The organism is Pelagibius sp. (assembly GCF_965227505.1).
GTDB lineage: Bacteria > Pseudomonadota > Alphaproteobacteria > Kiloniellales > Kiloniellaceae > Pelagibius.
Genome location: NZ_OZ245757.1, coordinates 3,459,782 through 3,477,411, shown reverse-complemented (window position 1 = coordinate 3,477,411; position 17,630 = coordinate 3,459,782). Strand labels below are relative to the sequence as shown.

The following is a 17,630-nucleotide window of genomic DNA, read 5'->3' as shown; positions in this document are numbered from 1 at the left end:
GCCGCGCAGGCGCGCTGCGCAATCCAATTGATCTACGTCAATATTTCTTGACAGAATGAATTGTAAATTATGAACGACAGTTGACGGAGGTCTCTCTCATGCGTGTCGTTCTCGTGCACCCGAACTATCACTCCGGCGGCGCCGAGATCGCCGGCAGTTGGCCGCCGGCCTGGGCTGCCTATCTGGCCGGCTCCCTGCGCACTGCGGGCTTCGATGACATCCACTTCATCGACGCCATGACCAACGACCTGGACGACGCCGAGGTGGGACGCCGGATCGCCGCGCTGTCGCCCGACGTGGTCGGCTGCACCGCCATCACGCCGTCGATCTACAAGGCTGAGCGCGTGCTGGAGATTGCCAGGGACGTTTGTCCCGAGGCGGTGCGGATCCTCGGCGGCATCCACGCCACCTTCATGTACAAGCAGGTCCTGTCGGAGGCGCCCTGGATCGATGCCATCGTCCGCGGCGAGGGCGAGGAAATCCTGGTCGCGCTGATTACGGCGATCGACGAGGGGCGTTGGCCGGAGGACCGCGGCAGCATCGCCGGCCTCGCCTTCCGGGACGGCGAGCGGATTGTCGCAACCCAGGCCGCACCGACGGTGAAGAACCTGGATGCCATCGCCCCGGACTGGTCGCTGCTGGAGTGGAGCAAGTACACCTATGTGCCCCTGGGCGTGCGGGTCGCCATCCCCAACATGGCGCGCGGCTGCCCCTTTACCTGTTCGTTCTGCTCGCAGTGGAAGTTCTGGCGCGACTACCGGGTCCGCGACCCGAAGAAGGTGGTGGACGAGATCGAAACGCTGGTACGCGATCACGACGTCGGCTTCTTCATCCTCGCCGACGAGGAACCGACGATAAACCGCAAGAAGTTCATCGCCTTTTGCGAGGAACTGATCGCCCGCGGCCTGCCGGACAAGGTGAAGTGGGGCATCAACACCCGGGTCACGGATATCCTGCGCGACGCGGAGCTGCTGCCGCTCTACCGCCGCGCCGGCCTGGTGCATGTCAGCCTCGGCACCGAGGCGGCCGCCCAGCTCCGGCTCGACCGTTTCAACAAGGAAACCAAGATCGAGGATAACAGGCGCGCCATCGAACTGCTGCGCGAGGCGGATATCTTCATCGAGGCGCAGTTCATCGTCGGCCTGGAAAACGAGACCGCCGAGACGCTGGAGGAAACCTACCAGATGGCCCGGGATTGGGATCCCGACCTCGCGAACTGGGCGATGTACACCCCCTGGCCCTTCTCCTCCCTGTTCCAGGAGCTGGGCGACAAGGTCGAGGTCTTCGATTTCTCCAAGTACAACTTCGTAACGCCGATCATGAAGCCGGAAGCCATGGACCGCGCAGAGCTGCTTGACCGGGTCATGAACAACTACCGCCGCTTCTACATGCGCAAGGCGCTGTTCCACTATCCCTGGCGTGGCACCGGGTTTCGGCGCCGCTACCTGCTGGGCTGCCTCAAGGCCTTTCTGAAAGCCGGATTCCAACGCACCTTCTACGACCTCGGTAAGGTCAACTACTGGGGGCCGCAGTCGAAGAAGTCGGTGGACTTCCACTTCGACGAGACGCGCCGCATCGCGCCGGTTCAAACCGCGGACTGGGAATCGGCGGCGGAGCGGGCCGCCAAGAAGCGGGAAAGCCGGCTGGCCGTCAAAGCCTGCGGCGGCGGCACGGAGCAGCTGGCGGAGCTTGTGGAATCCGAAGGGGCGCCGCCCGCCTGACGGGCCCGAACCATGGCGGACGCGCTCCTGAAGGAAGACCGGCCCGCGTCACGGGTCGGCCCCAACGCGGTGATCCAACTCGCTGCGGCCCTGCGGGACCGCCTGGGAAAGCAGGCGACAGACGAACTCTTCACCCGCGCGGGCCAGCACCGCTACCTCGTCGACCCACCCGGCGACATGGTCGACGAGAGAGTGGCCGCAGGACTCTTTGAGTGCCTCTTTGCCGACTTGCCGGCCGCGACCGCGGCGGCGGTGGCGGCCGAAGCAGGAAGGCGCACCGCCGACTACATCCTGGCCAACCGCATTCCCGGCCCGGCACAGACCCTCCTGAAATCGCTGCCACCCACCTTCTCCGCACCGCTGCTGATGGCCGCCATCGCAAAGAACGCCTGGACCTTTGCCGGCTCCGGCAGGGTCAGGACCGGCACCATAAGCACCCGCCGCCCGTCCTGGGTGATCGAGATCGCCGACAACCCTCTTGCCATGCCGGGCTGCGCCTGGCACGGCGCTGTCTTCAAGCGGCTGTTCCAGGTGCTGGTTGCCGGTGATGCCTCCGTCCGTCATCCGCAGTGCTGCCATGCCGGCGCGCCGACCTGCCGCTTCGAGATCGGCCGGAGCAGCGGCGCGAAGAGCCTGCTTTAAGGACCGCAGACTCCGGGCCTGGCGCTTTCCGGATCACTCGGACCAGCGCTGCTTCAGGTCCGCCAGATGCGCGATCAGCGAGAAGATAAGCCACAGCGCCACCAGCATCCAGGAGGCGCCGGTCAGGGCGGCACGGACAGCCAGCAGCAGGCAGGCCCCCGGGACAAGCAGGCGCAGAAGCGCGCCGGGCGCAACGCCGCGGCCCGTACGCCGGTGGATGACGTAGAGGAGTACCGCTTCCAGCAGGACGAAAACCATGACCAGATCGATGGCATGTCCGCTGGCGAAGAACTCGGCCATTTCGCTCTGCCGCCGTTGGAACGCCGGCTAAGGCGAGACGAGCCGGAAGAGGTGCGCCAGATCCTTGAAGAAGATCCGCAGATGCGCCAGGGGGTCGCGGCGCACCAGTTCCTTGTTCATGTAGGATTCCCAGGTCAGGCGCTGCACATCGCGGTCGCCGCAGATGCTGACGAAGCGTTCGCGGCGCTGGTCGTTGACGTACCAGAAGCGCTGCATGATGCCGAGAATCCAGAAGACGCGCCCGTGGGTTTTCATGAAACGGCGGCGGGCCTGGGCCAGCGCCTTTGCATCGCCACTCACCAGGAACTCGCCAACCGCCTCGGCAGCCAGACGCCCGCCCAGCATGGCGTAGTAGATGCCCTCGCCGGAGGCCGGCGCCACCACGCCGGCGGCATCGCCGGCCAGAAGGACGTCGCGGCCGTTGTCCCAGCGCTTGCGCGGCCGCAGCGGAATCGGCGCGCCTTCGCAGCGCAGGGTCTCGACCCCATCGAGTCCGGCGTCACGGCGCAACTGGTCGACGGCGCCGCGCAGCGACAGGCCCTTGACCGCAGTGCCGGTGCCGATGCTGGCGGTGTCGCCGTGGGGGAACACCCAGCTGTAGAAGTCCGGCGAGAGGCGGCCCTGATAGTAGACGTCGCAGCGCTCGCCATCGAAGGCGGCGTTTTGCGGTTCCGGGGTTTGCGGCGACCGCACGACCTCGTGGTAGGCGAAGACGAAGGGGATCTTCTCGGCCTGGGGAAAGGCTTCGCGCACCACGGCGGAGTTGGCGCCGTCGGCGCCGATCACCGTGCGGGCGCGCACCGAAACGCTGTCGCCCTCCTTGGTCCGATAGGTCACCACGGGCCCGTCCTCAGCGTCGCGGGTCAGGCGCTGAAAGCTGCCCTGCCGCCAGTCCGCCCCCTGCATCGCGGCGCGGCGGCGCAGCCACTCATCGAAGTCGCAGCGGTCCACCATGCCGACGTAGCCCTCGCCGTCGATCGGCATGTCGACCGTGCGGTCGGAGGGCGCAATGATCCGCGCCGATCGGGCCCTTGCGACAATCAGGGAGTCCGGAATGGCGAAGTCGCGGATAAGGCGCGGCGGCACCGCGCCGCCGCAGGGTTTGATGCGCCCCGCCTTGTCGAGCAGCAGGACGCTCCGCCCCTGCTGGGCGAGGTCCGAGGCTGCGGTCGCCCCGGCCGGGCCGCCACCCACCACCACGACGTCGTAGCTTTCCATAGGCTGCATCGGCTCAGTCTCCTCCAACGGGCGCATATCCGGCCCCCCGCGCGGGCGAGCGGCCGGCGGCAGCGGGCCCCTTGACTCGCAGAGCGAGGCCGGCGGCCAGGAAGAACAGCATCGCTTCTCCCGCGAAAACCAGTGCATAGGCGGATGTCGGCGCGGCGAGTGCCCAGCGCAGGAGGTCGACGGCCAAGGTGCCGAGCAAACCTCCCAGGCCGAAGGCAATCGCCTGCGCCGCCCCCCAAAGGCCCATGCGCACGCCCTCCCGCTTGGCGCGGCCATCGTTGACAAGGCTCATCATCGCGCCGATAGCGGCCACCGCGAAGGCGCCGTTGGCCACACCCAGCGTGAAGACGGTGGCGCGCAGCGGCCAGCTTCCGGCGGCAAAGGCGGAGAAGGCCAGAGTCAGAAGAACCGCGCCCGAAGCGATGCAGCCACCGACGGTCCAGCCCAGGAGCGAGCCCAGGCGTCCGCGTGCCAGGCGGCCGCAGGCCAGAGCGACCAGAAGCATACCGAGGAAGACGCCGGCGTGTTGCACGCCGGAGAGCCGCGTCGATTCGCCCGGCGTCAGCCCGAAGACCGTGCCGGCGAAGGGCTCTAAGATCAGGTCCTGACCGCTGTAGGCCAGCATCGAGACGAAGACGAAGACCGCAAAGCGCCGTGCGCGGGACTCGCCCCAGACCTGGCGGATGGCCTCGCGGAACGGCGGCATGGGCTGGGGGCTTTGTGGGCTCTCCTGCAGCGCCGGCACAGCCCTGCCTTCGATCCCGAAGACCGCGATCAGCGCCAAGACGAAGGCCGCGGCGGCAACGCCCAGGCTGACGGCGACCAGGCGCGTCAACGAGAACGGGTCGAGCAGATGGCCGGCGACCGTTGCCGTCACCACGAAGCCGGCAATCATCATCATCCAGACGATGGTGGCCGCCGGGCCACGGCGCTCCGGGTCGACCTGCTTGGCCAGAAGCACCAGAAGCGAGGTGCCGGCAGCACCGACACCGCCGCCGATGACGGTGAAGGCGAGCACCGCCAGGGCGATACCCAAGAGCGGCTGGACCGACATCAGGGCCACTGCCAGAGAAGCCGTTGCCGCGCCCAGCGACAGCGCCAGCATGCCGCCGACGATCCAGGGGGTGCGCCGTCCCCCGACGTCGGAGCCGTAGCCCAGACGGGGGCGCAACACCTGGACCGCGTAGTGGAGGCCGACCAGCACGCCGGGCAGGGTTGCCGGCAACGCCAACTCGACGACCATTACCCGGTTCAGGGTCGAGGTTGTGAGGACGACGATGGCGCCGAGCGCCGTCTGCACCAGCCCAAGGCGGATAATACCGAACCAGCCGAGGCGCTTCCCGCTCATGCCACCGCTCCGACCAGCGGCACCAGAGCAAAGGCGGTGACCATCATCCCGATGACGTAAAGCGTGGTACCCGTTGCGTTGTACCAGGGCGCATAGGCCTTGGGGTCCCTCAACAGCCGCAGCATCAGGACAAGCTGCGCCAGGAACAGCAGCGCGATCGCCAGGGCAAAGCCGTGTTGTCCCCAGATCCACAGGAAACCGATGACGGCAAGCTGCGGCAGCGCCATGACGACGCAGGCGACCCGGGCGGCAAGCCTCACGCCGAGACGAACCGGCAAGGAGCGGATGCCCATGCGCCGGTCGCCCTCCACGGCCTTGAAGTCGTTGAGTGTCATGATGCCATGCGCGCCGGCGCTGTAGAGCGCGGCAACGACCAGGATGCGCCAGTCGGGCAGCGCCGCGGCCATGACCGCGGCGCCGGTGAACCAGGCAAGGCCTTCGTAGCAGAGCGCAACGGCCGCACAGCCGCGCCAGCCCTCCTCCTTCAGCCGCAGCGGCGGCGCACTGTAGGCCCAGGCAAGGACAAGACCGAAGACGGCGGCACCGAGAACCCAGGGCCCGAGCAGCGCCGCAACCACCAGCGAGAGGGCCGTCCAGCACAGCGCGAAGTAGAAGGGCACACGCCCGGGGACGCGGCCCGAAGGGATCGGGCGGCCCGGCTCGTTGATCGCATCGACATGGCGGTCGAACCAGTCGTTGGCGATCTGGCTGGTCCCACAGACCAGGGGCCCGGCGAGAACGACCCCGGCAAGGATCACGGGCCACTGTCCCTCCAGCGGCACGCCGGAAGAAACCACGCCACAGGCAAAGGCCCACATCGGCGCGAACCAAGTGATCGGCTTCAGCAGCTCGACCATCGCCGCCGGCTGTATGCGGCCCGTTGCCGCCTCGGAAACAGCCAATCGAGACATACCGTACGGTATGCTTGACACTCTAGATTGTCAATTTTGATTTACAGAAAGAAGTGCCGATTTTTCGCCGTCGAGAGGTCCGGCGGGGAGGCCAGCGGGAAAACCGTCACGCCTCTTCTTCCGGCGCCACGTCGGCGAGCCCGAAGCGGCGCAGTTTGACGTAGAGCGACTGCCGGCTGACCCCCAGCATTTCGGCCGCGGAGGCCCGGTTGTCGCCGGTCAGCTCCAGGGCGGCCTCGATGCAGAGCTGCTCGATGACATCCGTCGTTTCCCGCACGATTTCTTTCAACGACACACGCCCGACAAGACCGGTGAGCTGCTCGACCGAGCGCGGCACGGTCTTTCCGGCCGGATTGCTCGACTTGAGGCGCTGGCCGACATTGCGGATCATGAAGCCGTAGCAGGGCAGTTCGCCCTCGGTCACGGCCACGGCGGAAATCTCCACCTGCGCCACCAGGCCCTGCTCGCCCTGCACCGAAGACGCAAAGAGGCGGATCGCCTGGTTCTCCCGCAGGTTCGCGCGCAGCACGCTCCAGTCCACGCCGGGCCGGCCGAGCCAACGTTCCAAAGGCTGGCCGCGCGCCTGTTCCTCCGACCCGAGCTGCGCCAGGTCGAGGAAGGCACGGTTGGTGCTGAGGATCCGACCGTCGAGGGACGTCATGACAAATCCGTCGGGGGCGGCCTCCACCAACTCCAGCATCCGCGAACGGGGTCCCGATTCGAAAACGCTGCCGTCCCTGTTGAGCGGGGCAAAGCGCACCAGAAAGTAGGACGCGTTTTCGTGACGAAACAGCGATGCGCCAACGCTGAAGCGCTCGTCCCCATCGGTGGCGACGCGCACATCCTCGCCACGCCCTGCGGAGCGAACCGTCGCCAACAGATGGTCGATGGCCTTGCGGCCCCCGGCCTTCAGGCCTCTGAGGACATCCGGAAAGGTGGAGCCGACGGTCTTGCGCGGGCGCTTGGTCTTGTTGGCATAGGCCTTGAGGAAGGCTTCCGCCGCGGTGTTGGCCTCGATGATCTGCTGGCTTGCCGCATCGACGATGAGCACCGGCTCGGAGGACACCTGGAAGAGCAGGCGATAGCGCGTCTCGGCACTGCGCTGGCGGGCGTATTCGCGCTCCACCGCCTGCTGCGCCTCGACCAGACGCTGCTGAAGCACCGCGAACTCCCTCAGATTGCGGCCCAGCGCGATGACTTTCCCCTTGTCGCCGACGCGCAGGGCCGAATAGAGCACCGGCAGGTCGCCGCCGCTCGTCGAGGGATGGTTGACCTGGCGCCAGCGCGGCGCTTTCTGCTTTGCGGCATCGCGCAGAAGATCCTCGATCTTCTCGCGGCTTTCGACCGTGACTGTCTTTTCCCAGGGCTGGCCGAGCCAGTCGCCGCAGTCGTCGAGGGAAATCTCGTCGCTGCCCAGTGCGAGGTCTCGCACAACGCCCTTTTCGTCCAGGATCAAGGCGACATCGGAAGACGCCGCAAGCAGGCCGAAGGCCGCTTTGGGGTCGAGGTCACCCAGAGTCTTTAAGGGCGCGTTGAAGTGCTTCACTGCCTACACCGTCATACGTGACAACATCGCCGGATGATACCCGTGCAGGCAAGATCAGCAATGCGCCATCACCAAAGTGTGTAAATTGTCAGCTTGAAGGGCAGCGTGGTGACCGTCAATGGCCATGGCGTCCGCACCGACCTGCGATACGCACTTGGGATGTTCGACGAACACACGACCGCCAACGATTACCGATAGCTTGTCATTGCGCGACACCCTGCGCACCTCGTCAATCTCCGCCGCCAGCGCTTCCAGCCCCTCGTCGCAGCTCAACGACAGGCCGAGGATCGCAAACCATTCGTCGCGCACCATGCTCGCAACATGGCGCTTGTCCGTTGCCGGTTCCACAGCAACGTCCCAGCCACCGCGGCGCAGAAACTCGGCCACCATCAGGGCGCCGAAGTTGTGCTGCTCGCCCGGCGCCGGCGCGATGAGGGCGCGGCGCCCCTGTTCCCAGGGAATCGTCTCGCCCTGCGTCGAAAAGCTGAGGTCGCGAAGAATCTGCTGGAGCCGGCCCAGAGCAATCGTGACATCGGAGAAGGTACAGAGATCCTGCTTCCAGAGTTCGCCCAGGTTCTTCGCGGTCGGCGCCAGCAGGTCCAGGAAGATGCTCTCAAGCGCCACGCCGCGCTCGTGCAGCAGCGTCACGTAGGCCATCGCAACAGGGAAATCGCTCTTGAGAACCAGGCTGGTCAGCTCGGTCACATCATCCGGCGAAGGCTTGCCCCGGTGCTCCTGTCCGCCCTGATGGTCAGGCGGGGTCACCTTGTGGGCTAAGACAAGTCTCGGGATGATCTCTCCTTCGATCGTGCGAACCAAGCGGTCGAAGCGGACATCGGAGCCGTCCACCGCGGCGATGTGACTGAAATCAGCCGGAGGCGCATCGTAGTCGCGGACCTGTTCTTCGGTCCTGAGAAATTCCTTGGTCTGGCCTTCGTCGCTAAAGCTAGCCATTGCCTTCCTCCCTCAAAGCGAGAACGCAGGCTGCATTTTTGGCGAAGGTAACTACCGTCGATCTCTGAGCGCCGAACCTGGAGCTAGATCTGCCTACCTGTCTGAACTTATCCCCTGAGTGAAACGCCCCCTCTGGTTTTGATAGTCCCCTTCGCGTCCGCCTTCTTGACCGCTATGGCTTTGGGCATCTGCGCGAACCATTGAACGTTCCCACACGCAGGTCTGTCAAGCGGTCTTCACGTGAGAAAAAGTTGACAGAACGTCCGTGCCGCTCTGCCGCTTTACAAGACCTGCATCGCTTCACGTGCAACACAGCCTATACCCAGGTTCGAATCGGCGCAGCAGGCTCCGGTGCCAAGTTCTTCCACAGCCTGTGGAAAAGACCGGCTTGAGCGACACAGACGACGGTCGCGCGGAGCGGCCGCGCATGCCGGCCTCGCACCCTGCGACTCCGGCGAGGAGCGCCAAGAGCTAAAGCGCAGAGGCGCGGGATGATGCAAAATCGCATTTGTCCATTTTAATTTACGTCCATAAAACTTGACACTTCCGCGACAGCCGTTCTAGAGTCCCGGAAACAAAGCAAAAGGCGCGTGGGGAGGAGTTCGGTGCAGACTTTCCGACCCTGGCACGAAAGCGGCTCAGCAGGATCACCCTTGCATTGTTGCGCAGGGGCTTTCCGGAAGACGGCCATTCGGACAGGTCCCAAGACCGCAGGTTTCAGGACCACTGGTTTCAGGACTGCAAGGTCCGGGACGATCGGCACCGCAACCCTGACAGCAGCACACCCAGCAGATCGCGAACGCGCCAGTCGAACAGGCTTAGGCGGGCCCGGCTCAAGTTGGCCCGGCTCAGGTAGGAGAGCACCATGATCTTCGCGTCCGGAATACTCGATCGTTGCATCGCCGCCGTCGATTTCTGCCCCTGGCCGGCCCACGCCGCCGCCAGCCCGCTGCAGCGGCGCGGGGCCCAGACGCAACGCAGAGCGCTCTACACCGCCGAACAGCGGCGCCGGCGCGATGCATCGCGCTGGACGCTGGTGCAGGGCATTCTGGCGCCACTGCAGTTCGCGGTCTTCCTGATCAGCCTCTACCTTGTCATGGACTACCTGGCGACAGGTCAGGGCTATGCGTTGGCTACCGGCTCCATCGTCCTCAAGACGCTGGTGCTCTATACCATCATGATCACCGGGTCCTTGTGGGAGCGCGACGTCTTCGGGCGTTACCTCTTTGCGCCGGCGTTCTTCTGGGAGGATGTGGTCAGCATGCTGGTGCTGGCGCTTCACAGCGCCTACCTGGTTGCCCTTCTGGGCGGACTGATGGCGCCTCGGGAGCTCATGCTTCTCGCGCTCGCCGCCTATATCTCTTACGTGGTCAACGCCGCGCAGTTCGTGCTGAAGCTGCGCGCCGCGCGCCGCGAGCAGCAGCGCTCAACCGAGCACCTTGGCCTGGCAAGCCTCGCAAAATGAGCAACCCCGCCGCAGCCGTCTCGCCGCTCACCGCAGCCGGCTGCGGCTCGGAGGGGCGGGCACCTGAGCCGGAGGTTTTGCGACAGCGCGGCCAAAGAGAAGTCTTCTGCGGCCTCACCGGTATCATCTGGCTTCACCGAAAGATTCAGGATGCCTTCTTTCTGGTGGTCGGCTCGCGCACCTGCGCACATCTGATCCAGTCGGCCGCCGGAGTCATGATTTTCGCCGAGCCGCGCTTCGCCACGGCGATTATCGACGAGCGCGATCTCGCCGGCCTCGCCGACGCCAACGAAGAGCTGGACCGCGTCGTCGACCAACTGCTGGCCCGGCGGTCGGACATTCGCCTGCTCTTTCTGGTCGGGTCCTGCCCTTCGGAGGTCATCAAGCTCGATCTCGCCAAAGCGGCTCAGCGGCTCTCGCAGCGCCACGCACCCGATGTCCGCGTGCTCAACTACTCAGGCAGCGGCATCGAGACGACCTTCACACAAGGGGAAGACGCCTGTCTGGCTTCGCTCGTCCCCACCCTGCCCACCACCGATACCGCCGAGGCATCGCTTCTGGTCGTTGGCGCTCTGGCCGACGTGGTCGAAGACCAGTTTTCGCGGCTGTTCGACGACCTCGGGGTCGGGCCGGTCGGTTTCCTCCCCCCAGGGAAGGCGAAGATGCTCCCGCCGGTCGGCCCGACAACCCGCTTTCTGCTGGCCCAGCCTTTTCTGGCCGACACCGCGAAAGCGCTGGAGGAGCGCGGCGCCACACACCTGCCGGCACCTTTTCCCTTGGGGGCAGAGGGCACCACGGCCTGGATGCGCGCCGCCGCCGATGCCTGGGGTGTCGAGGCTGAGCGCTTCGATGCGGTCACCGCGCCGGCACGCCAGCGCGCCGGCCGTGCCGTCGCGCGCTACTGCGACACCCTGGCCGGCCGCCGGGTCTTCTTCTTTCCCGATTCGCAGCTCGAGATTCCCATCGCCCGCTTTCTGGCGCGGGAGCTGGAGATGACGCCCCTGGAAGTCGGGACGCCTTACCTGCACCGGCAGCATCTCGCCGCCGAGCTGGCGCTGCTGCCGGAGACCGCCCGCTTGAGCGAGGGACAGGACGTCGAACGCCAGCTCGACCGCTGCCGCTCCGCGCGGCCCGACATCACCGTCTGCGGCCTGGGGCTTGCCAACCCGCTGGAAGCCGAGGGCCTGACCACGAAATGGTCCATCGAACTGCTGTTCACGCCGGTCCAGGGCTACGAGCAGGCCGGCGACCTGGCGGAACTCTTCGCACGGCCCCTGCGGCGCCAGGCGGCATTGGCGGTCTGAGGCCATGCAGCTGACACTCTGGACATACGAGGGCCCACCGCACATCGGCGCGATGCGGATCGCAACCGCCATGGAGGGTCTGCACTACGTCCTGCACGCGCCGCAGGGCGATACCTATGCCGACCTGCTGTTCACCATGATCGAGCGGCGCGACAGGCGCCCGCCCGTCACCTACACCACCTTCCAGGCGCGGGACCTCGGCGGCGATACGGCGGCATTGTTCAAGTCCGCCGTGCGCGACGCCTACGAACGCTTTAAACCGCAGGCCCTCCTGGTGGGCGCCTCCTGCACGGCGGAACTGATCCAGGACGACCCGGGCGGCCTCGCCAAGGCCCTCGCCCTGCCGGTCCCGGTGATTCCGGTCGAACTGCCGGCCTATCAGCGCAAGGAGAACTGGGGCGCGGCCGAGACCTTCTATCGCTTGGTGCGTGCCATGGCCGGGCCCAAGCTGCCCGCTCCGGGGACCATGCGATCCGATCGGCCGAACGGTGCACAGCCGTCCTGCAACATTCTGGGGCCGACGGCGCTCGGCTTCCGCCACCGCGATGACGTCCGGGAGGTCACGCAGCTGCTTTCCCGGCTTGGCATCTCGATCAACGTCGTCGCGCCGCTCGGCGCCACGCCCGCCGACCTGGCGCGCCTGGGAGAGGCCGACTTCAACGTCGTGCTTTATCCGGAAGTCGCGGATACGGCGGCCCGCTGGCTGGAGCGCAGCTTCAAGCAGCCGCGTGTGACGACCGTTCCCATCGGCGTCGGAGCGACCAAGGACTTCATCGCCGAGCTTCGGGAGCTCGGCTTCGCCGGCCCACCGGCAGCCGATTTTGAGAGCGACCTGCGCCTGCCGTGGTACTCCCGTTCCATCGACTCGACCTATCTGACCGGCAAGCGGGTCTTCATCTTCGGCGACGCGACCCATGCCGTCGCCGCAGCGCGCGTCGCGTCCGAGGAACTCGGCTTTGAGGTCGTCGGCCTCGGCACCTACAGCCGGGAGTTCGCCCGCGACCTGCGTGCCGCCGCCGCGCGCTACGGCGTCGAACCGCTGATCACCGACGACTACCTGGATGTCGAAGCCCGCATCGCCGAGCTGCAGCCGGAACTGGTCCTCGGCACCCAGATGGAGCGCCACATCGCCAAGCGTCTGGGTATCGGCTGCGCGGTGATCTCGGCCCCCGTCCACGTCCAGGATTTCCCTGCGCGCTATGCCCCGCAGATGGGCATCGAAGGCGCGAACGTGCTCTTCGACACCTGGGTGCACCCCTTGATGATGGGCCTGGAAGAGCACCTGATCGGCATGTTCCGCGAAGACCCGGAGTTCGGTGCTGATGCACGGCCCTCTCACCTCGGCCACGGCTCAAAGCCGGCCGAGTCCCCCTCCGGCAGCACGCCCATCGAAATCTCCCCGCCCGCCATCGGTTCCGTCAGCGAGTCCGACTCTGGTTCCGGCGACGAGATCCGTTGGGCCGAGGAGGCAGAGAAAGAACTCGGCAAGGTTCCCTTTTTCGTCCGCGGCAAGGTCCGCCGCAACACGGAGCGCTTTGCCCGTGACGGCGGACTGGCCCTGATCACTCTTGAGACATTGTATGATGCCAAAGCCCACTTCGGACGCTGACGCGGCCCCCCTGCGGGTCGTGATCGTTACGCTCGACAATCATCTGGCCAGCGCCACCGAGAGAGCCTGCCGGCGCCTGAAGCGCGGTCTCCCGAGCCTGGACCTGAGCCTGCATGCTGCGACCGAGTGGAGCGACCCCGAAGCCCTGGCCCGGTGCCGTTCGGACATCGAGTGCGGCGACATCATCATCTGCACGATGCTGTTCATGGAGGACCATGTCGAGGCCGTGCTGCCCTGGCTGAAGGCGCGGCGCGAGCACTGCGATGCGATGGTCGGATGCATGTCCGCAGGCGAGATCATCCGGCTGACACGTCTCGGCAAGCTGTCCATGGACGGCAGCAGCGGCGGCGCCCTGTCGCTGCTGAAACGTCTGCGCGGGCGCAACAAGAAGGGCAGCACGGCCGGCGCGCAGCAGCTCGCCATCGTGCGCCGCCTGCCACAGATCCTGCGCTTCATTCCCGGCGCGGCCCAGGACCTGCGCGCCTATTTCCTGACCATGCAGTACTGGCTGGCAGGGTCGGAGGCCAATGTCGCCAACATGGTGCGCTTCCTGGTCAGCCGCTATGCGGCGGGGCCGCGCGCCGGCCTGCGCGGGCGCTTCAAGGCCACCCTCCCGGTCGATTATCCGGAGGTCGGCCTCTACCACCCGCGTCTGTCCCAGCGGGTGACCGAGACCCTGACGGACCTGCCGCAGGCCAGCGGCGGCAACGTCAGGCGCGTCGGCCTGCTGCTCATGCGGTCCTACGTTCTGGCCGGCGACACGCGCCACTATGACGGCGTGATCGAAGCCCTTGAAGCCCGCGGCATCGAGGTGGTCCCCGCCTTTGCCAGCGGCCTCGACTCGCGTCCGGCGATTGAGCGCTTCTTCGTGGCCGAAGACCGCGCGCGGGTCGACGCCATCGTTTCCCTGACCGGCTTCTCGCTGGTTGGCGGCCCGGCCTACAACGACTCCAAGGCGGCAGAGGAAGCACTGGCCGCTTTGGATGTTCCCCTGATCTCCGCCCAGGCCCTGGAATTCCAGACGCTCGACCAATGGGAGGCTTCGCCGCGCGGCCTGACGCCCATCGAAGCCACCATGATGGTCTCGCTGCCGGAGCTCGACGGCTCGACGGCCCCCATCGTCTTCGGCGGACGCGGGCACAAGGCGGACGACCCCGCCCCGGGCCAGCGCGACATGCAACCCCATGAGGAGAGAGCCGGCCTGCTGGCCGCCAGGGTGGCCCGGATGATCGACCTGCGGCGGCAACCGCGCGCCGACCGCAAGGTTGGAATCGTGCTTTTCAATTTCCCGCCCAACGGCGGGAGCACCGGTACCGCAGCGCACCTCTCAGTCTTTGGATCATTGCACCGTGTTCTGCAGGGGCTGAAACTCGAGGGCTACAGCGTCGACGTGCCCGACACTGTAGACGCGCTGCGGTCGCGGATCCTGGAGGGCAACGCCAAGCGCTTCGGAACCGACGCCAACGTGCACGCACGCATCGCGACGGACGACCATGTGCGCCGCGAGACCTGGCTCGGCGAGATCGAGGCCCAGTGGGGGCCGGCACCCGGCCGCCAGCAGAGCGATGGTTCGTCGCTCTTCGTTCTGGGTGAGCGCTTCGGCAACGTCTTCGTCGGCATCCAGCCGGCCTTTGGCTACGAGGGCGACCCCATGCGGCTGCTCTTCGAACAGGGCTTCGCCCCGACCCACGCCTTCTCCGCCTTTTACCGCTTCCTGCGGGAGGACTTCGCCGCCGACGCCGTGCTGCACTTCGGAACCCACGGCGCGCTCGAGTTCATGCCCGGCAAGCAGGTGGGGCTCTCCGCCGCGTGCTGGCCCGAGCGGCTGATCGGCGATCTGCCGAGCTTCTATCTCTATGCCGCCAACAACCCCTCCGAGGGCACGATCGCCAAGCGGCGCGCGGCGGCGACGCTGATCAGCTACCGCACGCCGCCGCTGTGCCATGCCGGGCTCTACAGGGGCCTGCTCGACCTGCAGGACTCCCTGACGCGCTGGCGTTCCCTGCTGCCGCAGGCGTTGGAAGAAAGGGGCTCCCTGGCCGCCCTCATTCAGACGCAGGCCGCCGCGCTCGATCTCGCGCCGGAGGCACCGGCCTGGACCGGGGAATGCGACCACGAAATCACAGCCCTGCAAGACTCCCTGCGGGAACTGGAGGACTCGCTCATTCCGACCGGACTGCATGTCATCGGCGAAGCCATGACGCGGAGCGAGCGGATCGAGCTGCTGGACGCAATGATGGAAACCGCCACCGGCACAGCCGCTGACCGCCTGGCCATTGAAGCGCTGGTGGACGGCGCGGCACCGGAGACGGTCCTGGCCGCCAGCGGCCTGCCGGCCAGCGAAGAGAACCAGACCCTCATCAGGGAGCTCAAGGAGGTCAACTGCCTGCTGACCGAGGACTATGAGATCCCGGCTGTGCTGCATGCCCTCGACGGCGGCTTCATCCGCCCGGTCCCGGGCGGCGATCTGCTGCGGACACCGGCCATTCTTCCCACTGGTCGCAACGTTCACGGCTTCGATCCCATGCGCATACCCAGCGCCTATGCCATCGCCGACGGCGCCCAACAGGCCGAACGCCTGCTCGCACGCCACCGGGCCGGCGGAGAGGACTATCCCGAATCGATCGCCGTCGTGCTGTGGGGAACCGACAACCTGAAGAGCGAGGGCGGCCCGATCGCCCAAGCCATGGCCATGATGGGCGCGCGCCCGCGCTTCGACGGGTTCGGGCGCCTCTGCGGTGCCGAACTCATTCCGCTGGAGGAGCTCGGGCGGCCACGCATCGATGTGATCGCCACGCTCTCCGGCATCTTCCGGGATCTTCTGCCCCTGCAGACGCGGATGCTGGCCGAGGCGGCCTATCTGGCGGCCACGGCAGAGGAGCCGCCGGAGCAGAACTTCCTGCGCAAGCACGCGCTCCGCTATCAGAAGGCGCAGGGCTGCGACCTGGAGGAGGCGGCGCTGCGCATCTTCTCCAATGCCGACGGCGTCTATGGATCGAACGTGAACCACCTGATCGACAGCGGCTGCTGGCAGGACGAGGACGAGCTGGCGAACACCTTCACGCGCCGCAAGGGCTTTGCCTATGGCCGCGACGGCAAGCCCGAACAGCGGGTGGAGCTGATGAACAGCCTGCTGGCCGATGTCGAGCTGACCTACCAGAACCTCGAATCCGTTGAGCTGGGCGTGACGACGATCGACCACTACTTCGATACGCTCGGCGGCATCAGCCGATCCGTCGAGCGCGCCCGTGGCGATACGGTGCCGGTCTACATCGGCGACCAGACCAACGGCACCGCAAAGATACGCACGCTGGAGGAGCAGGTCGCGCTGGAGACGCGCACGCGCATGCTGAACCCCAAGTGGTATGAGGGTCTGCTGTCCCACGGACACGAAGGTGTGCGTCAGATCGAGGCCCAGGTCACCAACACCATGGGCTGGTCGGCGACCACCGGCCAGGTGAGCCCCTGGGTCTATCAACAGATCACCGAAACCTTCGTGCTGGACGAGGAGATGCGCGAGCGCCTCGCCACACTCAATCCCGCCGCATCGGCCAAGGTCGCCAACCGCCTGCTCGAGGCCCAGGAGCGGCAGTACTGGTCGCCTGACGCCGCCGTTCTGGAAGCCCTGCGCAAGGCGGGTCAGGACCTGGAAGACAAGCTCGAGGGCGTGGGTCAGGAGGCAGCAGCATGAACGTCGCAACCAAACCTTCAGGCGTCCTCGCCGGCAACCGCTCCCGCCCCGACGGCGAAGGCAGCGTCCAGGTGATGCTGGACCCGGATCTCGCCATCGACAGCGCCAAGGTCTTCACGGTCTACGGCAAGGGCGGCATCGGCAAGTCGACCACGTCTTCGAACCTCGCCGTCGCCTTCTCCAAGATCGGCAAGCGGGTGCTGCAGATCGGCTGCGACCCCAAGCACGACTCGACCTTCACGCTCACCAAGCAGCTGATGCCCACGGTCATCGACGTGCTCGAGTCAGTCGACTTCCATCCGGAGGAGCTGCGCATCGAGGACTTCGTCTACGAAGGCTACAACGGCGTCATGTGCGTGGAGGCCGGCGGGCCGCCGGCCGGCACCGGCTGCGGCGGCTACGTGGTCGGCCAGACCGTCAAGCTGCTGAAGGAGCATCACCTGCTGGAAGACACCGACGTGGTGATCTTCGACGTTCTGGGCGACGTCGTCTGCGGCGGCTTCGCCTCGCCGCTGCAGCATGCCGACCGGGCCCTGATCGTCGCCGCCAACGACTTCGACTCGATCTTCGCCATGAACCGGATCGTCGCGGCGATCACGGCGAAGGCGCGGAACTATGACGTGCGCCTGGGTGGCGTGATCGCCAACCGCAGCGCGGCCACCGACGAAATCGACCGCTTCAACGACAAGGTCGGCCTCAAGACCCTGGCGCACTTCCCGGACCTGGACGTGATCCGGCGCAGCCGGCTGAAGAAGTCCACGCTCTTCGAGATGGAGGACTCGCCGGAGCTCGAGGCCGTCAAACGGGAGTATCTGCAGCTCGCCGAGACGCTCTGGGCCGGCACGGAACCGCTGGAGGCGGAGCCCATGAAAGATCGCGAGATCTTCGACTTTCTCGGGTTCGACTGAGGGG

At 66.6% G+C, this 17,630-nt stretch carries 13 protein-coding genes; 7 read left to right on the top strand and 6 right to left on the bottom strand.

Going from position 1 to position 17,630, the window contains the following annotated elements; genetic code table 11:
* The first annotated feature begins 98 nt into the window (after positions 1-98).
* Both bchE and bchJ read left to right on the top strand, forming a co-directional pair.
* Positions 99-1,721 carry a magnesium-protoporphyrin IX monomethyl ester anaerobic oxidative cyclase gene (gene bchE, locus ACO06P_RS16465; protein ID WP_420346314.1) on the top strand — a complete coding sequence of 541 codons (1,623 nt, stop codon included), beginning with the start codon at positions 99-101 and terminating at the stop codon, positions 1,719-1,721.
* 12 nt (positions 1,722-1,733) lie between these two features.
* Entirely contained in the window at positions 1,734-2,363 is a 630-nt protein-coding gene (gene bchJ, locus ACO06P_RS16460) for a bacteriochlorophyll 4-vinyl reductase (RefSeq protein ID WP_420346313.1), read from the top strand.
* Between the two features lie 33 nt (positions 2,364-2,396).
* On the opposite strand, the gene ACO06P_RS16455 is transcribed toward bchJ, so the two are convergent.
* The 6 genes from ACO06P_RS16455 to ACO06P_RS16430 form a co-directional block, all read right to left on the bottom strand.
* On the bottom strand, positions 2,397-2,663 hold the full coding sequence (locus tag ACO06P_RS16455; RefSeq protein WP_420346312.1) for a hypothetical protein: 267 nt from the start codon (positions 2,661-2,663) through the stop codon (positions 2,397-2,399).
* Positions 2,664-2,690: 27 nt separating this feature from the next.
* Complete coding sequence (locus ACO06P_RS16450) at positions 2,691-3,890, bottom strand: geranylgeranyl diphosphate reductase (protein WP_420346311.1); 1,200 nt, start codon at positions 3,888-3,890, stop codon at positions 2,691-2,693.
* A 4-nt stretch (positions 3,891-3,894) separates the two neighbouring features.
* Complete coding sequence (locus tag ACO06P_RS16445; RefSeq protein WP_420346310.1) at positions 3,895-5,238, bottom strand: BCD family MFS transporter; 1,344 nt, start codon at positions 5,236-5,238, stop codon at positions 3,895-3,897.
* Positions 5,235-6,149 (bottom strand): chlorophyll synthase ChlG, encoded by a 915-nt coding sequence (gene chlG / locus ACO06P_RS16440; RefSeq protein WP_420346309.1) that lies wholly within the window; start codon positions 6,147-6,149, stop codon positions 5,235-5,237. Before chlG ends, ACO06P_RS16445 begins: the two co-directional genes overlap by 4 nt.
* Positions 6,150-6,255: 106 nt before the next feature.
* Entirely contained in the window at positions 6,256-7,695 is a 1,440-nt protein-coding gene (gene ppsR, locus ACO06P_RS16435; protein ID WP_420346308.1) for a transcriptional regulator PpsR, read from the bottom strand.
* Between the two features lie 54 nt (positions 7,696-7,749).
* Positions 7,750-8,649, bottom strand: coding sequence for a cobalamin B12-binding domain-containing protein (locus ACO06P_RS16430; protein WP_420346307.1), 900 nt, complete (start codon positions 8,647-8,649; stop codon positions 7,750-7,752).
* Between the two features lie 865 nt (positions 8,650-9,514).
* On the opposite strand from ACO06P_RS16430, the gene bchF reads away from it, so the two are divergent.
* The 5 genes from bchF to bchL are packed head-to-tail and all read left to right on the top strand — an operon-like array spanning position 9,515 to position 17,626.
* A complete protein-coding gene (gene bchF, locus ACO06P_RS16425; protein WP_420346306.1) occupies positions 9,515-10,114 on the top strand; it encodes a 2-vinyl bacteriochlorophyllide hydratase in 600 nt (199 codons plus the stop codon).
* On the top strand, positions 10,111-11,418 hold the full coding sequence (locus ACO06P_RS16420; RefSeq protein WP_420346305.1) for a ferredoxin:protochlorophyllide reductase (ATP-dependent) subunit N: 1,308 nt from the start codon (positions 10,111-10,113) through the stop codon (positions 11,416-11,418). Before bchF ends, ACO06P_RS16420 begins: the two co-directional genes overlap by 4 nt.
* A 4-nt stretch (positions 11,419-11,422) precedes the next feature.
* On the top strand, positions 11,423-13,027 hold the full coding sequence (gene bchB, locus ACO06P_RS16415; RefSeq protein WP_420346304.1) for a ferredoxin:protochlorophyllide reductase (ATP-dependent) subunit B: 1,605 nt from the start codon (positions 11,423-11,425) through the stop codon (positions 13,025-13,027).
* Positions 12,999-16,718 (top strand): magnesium chelatase subunit H, encoded by a 3,720-nt coding sequence (locus ACO06P_RS16410; protein ID WP_420346303.1) that lies wholly within the window; start codon positions 12,999-13,001, stop codon positions 16,716-16,718. The genes bchB and ACO06P_RS16410 overlap by 29 nt, the downstream gene beginning before the upstream one ends.
* Complete coding sequence (gene bchL, locus ACO06P_RS16405; RefSeq protein ID WP_420346302.1) at positions 16,715-17,626, top strand: ferredoxin:protochlorophyllide reductase (ATP-dependent) iron-sulfur ATP-binding protein; 912 nt, start codon at positions 16,715-16,717, stop codon at positions 17,624-17,626. Before ACO06P_RS16410 ends, bchL begins: the two co-directional genes overlap by 4 nt.
* Positions 17,627-17,630 lie beyond the last annotated feature (4 nt).

Coding starts and splice junctions, on each gene's coding strand:
- bchL (WP_420346302.1), top strand. CDS start 16,715: ATGAACGTCGCAACCAAACCTTCAGGCGTCCTCGCCGGCAACCGCTCC.
- bchJ (WP_420346313.1), top strand. CDS start 1,734: ATGGCGGACGCGCTCCTGAAGGAAGACCGGCCCGCGTCACGGGTCGGC.
- ACO06P_RS16455 (WP_420346312.1), bottom strand. CDS start 2,663: ATGGCCGAGTTCTTCGCCAGCGGACATGCCATCGATCTGGTCATGGTT.
- ACO06P_RS16430 (WP_420346307.1), bottom strand. CDS start 8,649: ATGGCTAGCTTTAGCGACGAAGGCCAGACCAAGGAATTTCTCAGGACC.
- ACO06P_RS16450 (WP_420346311.1), bottom strand. CDS start 3,890: ATGCAGCCTATGGAAAGCTACGACGTCGTGGTGGTGGGTGGCGGCCCG.
- bchF (WP_420346306.1), top strand. CDS start 9,515: ATGATCTTCGCGTCCGGAATACTCGATCGTTGCATCGCCGCCGTCGAT.
- ACO06P_RS16410 (WP_420346303.1), top strand. CDS start 12,999: ATGATGCCAAAGCCCACTTCGGACGCTGACGCGGCCCCCCTGCGGGTC.
- bchE (WP_420346314.1), top strand. CDS start 99: ATGCGTGTCGTTCTCGTGCACCCGAACTATCACTCCGGCGGCGCCGAG.
- ACO06P_RS16445 (WP_420346310.1), bottom strand. CDS start 5,238: ATGAGCGGGAAGCGCCTCGGCTGGTTCGGTATTATCCGCCTTGGGCTG.
- ACO06P_RS16420 (WP_420346305.1), top strand. CDS start 10,111: ATGAGCAACCCCGCCGCAGCCGTCTCGCCGCTCACCGCAGCCGGCTGC.
- bchB (WP_420346304.1), top strand. CDS start 11,423: ATGCAGCTGACACTCTGGACATACGAGGGCCCACCGCACATCGGCGCG.
- chlG (WP_420346309.1), bottom strand. CDS start 6,149: ATGTCTCGATTGGCTGTTTCCGAGGCGGCAACGGGCCGCATACAGCCG.